At 71.0% G+C, this 3,492-nt stretch carries 4 protein-coding genes; 3 read left to right on the plus strand and 1 reads right to left on the minus strand.

Annotated features, from left to right (window positions below):
* The 3 genes from GTW43_RS26635 to GTW43_RS26645 form a co-directional block, all read left to right on the plus strand.
* Nucleotides 1–744 (plus strand): CBS domain-containing protein (locus GTW43_RS26635; protein ID WP_161304515.1); only part of this gene is annotated, 744 nt, incomplete at its 5' end.
* 53 nt (nt 745–797) lie between these two features.
* Nucleotides 798–1,637 (plus strand): ABC transporter permease, encoded by an 840-nt coding sequence (locus GTW43_RS26640; protein WP_161304518.1) that lies wholly within the window; start codon nt 798–800, stop codon nt 1,635–1,637.
* Entirely contained in the window at nt 1,634–2,602 is a 969-nt protein-coding gene (locus tag GTW43_RS26645; RefSeq protein WP_161304516.1) for a glycine betaine ABC transporter substrate-binding protein, read from the plus strand. The genes GTW43_RS26640 and GTW43_RS26645 overlap by 4 nt, the downstream gene beginning before the upstream one ends.
* A gap of 18 nt (nt 2,603–2,620) precedes the next feature.
* Here GTW43_RS26645 and GTW43_RS26650 read toward each other — a convergent pair whose 3' ends face one another.
* Nucleotides 2,621–3,412 carry a S16 family serine protease gene (locus GTW43_RS26650; RefSeq protein ID WP_161304517.1) on the minus strand — a complete coding sequence of 264 codons (792 nt, stop codon included), beginning with the start codon at nt 3,410–3,412 and terminating at the stop codon, nt 2,621–2,623.
* Nucleotides 3,413–3,492: the final 80 nt, after the last annotated feature.

Raw genomic sequence — 3,492 nt, forward strand, 5'->3', positions numbered from 1 at the left:
CTCATGGACGAGCCGTTCGGCGCCGTCGACCCGATCACCCGCGACCACCTCCAGGACGAGCTGATCCGGCTCCAGCACGAGCTGCACAAGACGATCGTCTTCGTCACGCACGACTTCGACGAGGCCATCAAGCTCGGCGACCGGATCGCGGTGCTGCGCGAGAAGTCGCACATCGCCCAGTTCGACACCCCCGAGGCGATCCTCACCAACCCGGCCGACGACTTCGTCTCCGGGTTCGTCGGGGCCGGCGCCGCACTCAAGCGCCTCAACCTCACCCGCGTCCGCGACGTCGAGGTCACCGACTACCCCACGGTGAACGTCGACGACCCGCTCCAGGAGATCTTCAACAAGCTCCGCGCGGCCGGGACGAACGAGCTGCTCCTGCTCGACCGGCGGGGCCGCCCCTACAAGTGGCTGCGCCGCGGCGACCTGATGCGCGCCAAGGGCTCCCTGGCCCGCGCCGGCACCCTCGTGCACGACACCGTCACGTGGGACGCGACGCTGCGCGACGCGCTGGAGGCGGTCCTCACCGACAACGCGGGCCGTGTCGCGGTGACCGGCCGGCGCGGCGAGTACGAGGGCGTCGTCGACATGGAGACGCTCATGAACTCCGTGCACGAGCTCCTGGAGGCCGACCGGCTCGAGGCCGTCGAGCACCAGCACGAGCTGGAGGAGCACCGCGCCCAGCAGACCCACCTGGAGCAGGAGGGCGCACTGGGCGCGGAGGGGGAGGCGAAGGCGTGAGCAGTCCCCACACACCGCGCAGCCCGCGGACCCCGCGCAGCCCCGACCAGCAGGTGCCCCGGCGCCCGGAGGGCGAGCACGAGGTCAAGGGGCTCGCGTTCCGCGACGACGGCGAGGGCGAGCAGGAGGCCCAGCCGCCCCCGGCACGGCCGGACCGCCGCATCACCTGGCAGAAGCTGACGTTCCTGCCGGTCGTCCTGATCGTGGTCCTGGTGATCACCTGGCTGTGGTTCCGCAACGCCGACCTCGACGCGATCTCCGAGAACGCGCTGTCCAACGGGCAGGTCTGGAAGGCGCTGCGCCAGCACATCACGCTGACCGTGATCTCCACGTTCTTCGTGCTGATCATCGCGATCCCGCTGGGGATCCTGCTGACCCGCAAGATGTTCCGCAAGGCCACCCCGGTCGCCCTGGCCATCGCCAACATGGGGCAGGCCACCCCGGCGATCGGCCTGCTCGCCCTGCTCGTCATCTGGCTCGGCATCGGCGAGCGCTCGGCCCTGATCGGCATCATCATCTACGCGATCCTGCCGGTGCTCTCCAACACGATCGCGGGCCTGAAGGCCAACGACCCGACGCTCCTCGAGGCGGCCCGCGGCATCGGCATGTCGCCGCTCGGCGTCCTCACCCGGGTCGAACTGCCGCTGGCCGTCCCGCTGATCCTCGCGGGCGTGCGCACCGCACTCGTCCTCAACGTCGGCACGGCCACCCTCGCCACGTTCGGCGGCGGCGGCGGGCTCGGCGTCCTGATCACCACCGGCATCACCAATCAGCGCATGCCGGTCCTGATGCTCGGCTCGATCCTGACGATCGCGCTCGCGCTGCTCGTGGACTGGCTGGCGTCCCTGGCCGAGCTCGTGCTGCGGCCGCGCGGCCTGGAGGTGCGCTCATGAGGTACCGCGTACGGGTCGCCGCGGCCGCCGTCTGCGGCCTGAGTCTGCTGGCCGGCTGCGGGCTCACCAGTGGCAGCCCGCTCGTCGACGACGTCCGGCCCGGCACCGTCGGCAGGGGCGAGCCGCTCGCGGGCGCCAAGATCACGGTCACGTCCAAGGAGTTCACCGAGCAGCTCGTGCTCGGCGCGATCATGGGCATCGCCTTCAAGGCGGCCGGCGCCGACGTCCTCGACCGCACCGGCATCCAGGGCTCCATCGGCGCCCGCGAGGCCATCAAGAACGGCGACGCCGACGCCATGTACGAGTACACGGGCACCGCCTGGATCACGTACCTGGGCCACTCCGACCCGATCCCGGACCCGCAGCAGCAGTGGACCGCGGTCCGCGACGCCGACCGGAAGAACGGCGTCACCTGGCTGCCCAAGGCCTCGCTCAACAACACGTACGCCCTCGCGATGAACCGGGCCAACTTCAAGAAGTACGGCACCAGGACGCTCTCCGACGTCGCCGCGCTCGCCAAGAAGGACCCGAAGGCCGTCACGCTGTGCGTGGAGAGCGAGTTCGCCAACCGGGCCGACGGACTGCCCGGCATGCAGAAGAAGTACGGGATGAAGCTGCCCGCCGGGAACATCACGCAGATGGACACCGGCATCATCTACACGCAGGCGGCCAAGGGCTCCTGCACCTTCGGCGAGGTCTTCACGACGGACGGCCGCATCAAGGCGATGAACCTGACGGTGATGGACGACGACAAGAAGTTCTTCCCGAACTACAACGCGGCCCCGTCGATCAACACCAAGGCGCTGAAGAAGTACCCGAAGATGGCCGAGGTCATCGAGCCGATCACGAAGAAGCTCGACAACACGGTCGCCCAGGAACTCAACGCCAAGGTCGACGTCGACGGCCAGGACCCGCACGACGTGGCGAAGGACTGGCTGGTCGAGGAGGGCTTCGTCAAGGAGTGAGGGGCGGCCCGGCCCCGGTCAGCACGTCGGGACGGAGCCGGAGCCCTTGCGCAGCGCGGTGAGGCCGTCCACCGCGCCCTTGAGCGTGGTCACCGGGATCAGCCGCATCGAGGCGGGCGCCGACGCCTTCGCGTCCCCGCACTCCGCCTTCGGCACGAGGAAGACCGTGGCGCCGTCGCGGTGCGCGGCCTGCACCTTGAGCGAGACACCGCCGACCGCGCCCACCCTGCCGTCGTCGTCGATCGTGCCCGTGCCGGCGATCGAGCGGCCGCCCGTCAGGTCGCCGCCCGCGCCGTCGCCGTCCAGCATGTCGACGATGCCGAGCGAGAACAGCAGTCCGGCGCTGGGCCCGCCGACGTCGCCGAGCTGGAGGGCGACCTTCACCTTGCCGGAGTCCTTGCCGAGGTAGCCGAGGGCGGCCTCGGTGGCGGCGTCCTGGGACCCCTTCATCTCCTGCTGGTTGTGCTGCTCGATCTCGCGGGTCGAGTCGCCCTCCGGGTAGACGGAGTCCTTGGGCATCACCGCGCGGTCGTCGCGCCACCAGGCGTCGAGCAGCCCGCCCAGGTGCAGCGTGGCGTCGGGGCCCGTCGCCAGGATCGTCACGGCCCGCAGCTCGCCGCCCGTGTCCCGGACGGGCGCGCCGCTGACCTCGATGACGGGCTTGCCGTCCGACGTCCCGAGCACGTTCGTCGTCGGCCCCGGCTGCGCCACCGCGAACGGCAGCGGCGCGAAGGCGGCGGTCGCGACCAGGGCGACGAAGGGGAGGGCGCAGAGGGCGAGGGCGGTGGGGCGGCTGAGGCGATTGAGCACGCAGCCAATGTATCGGGCGGGTGTGGGTGCGTCGCCGGGTGCGGGTGCGTGGGGGCTGGTCGCGCAGTTCCCCGCGCCCC

Source organism: Streptomyces sp. SID5785 (assembly GCF_009870065.1).
In the GTDB taxonomy this organism is placed as follows: Bacteria; Actinomycetota; Actinomycetes; order Streptomycetales; family Streptomycetaceae; genus Streptomyces.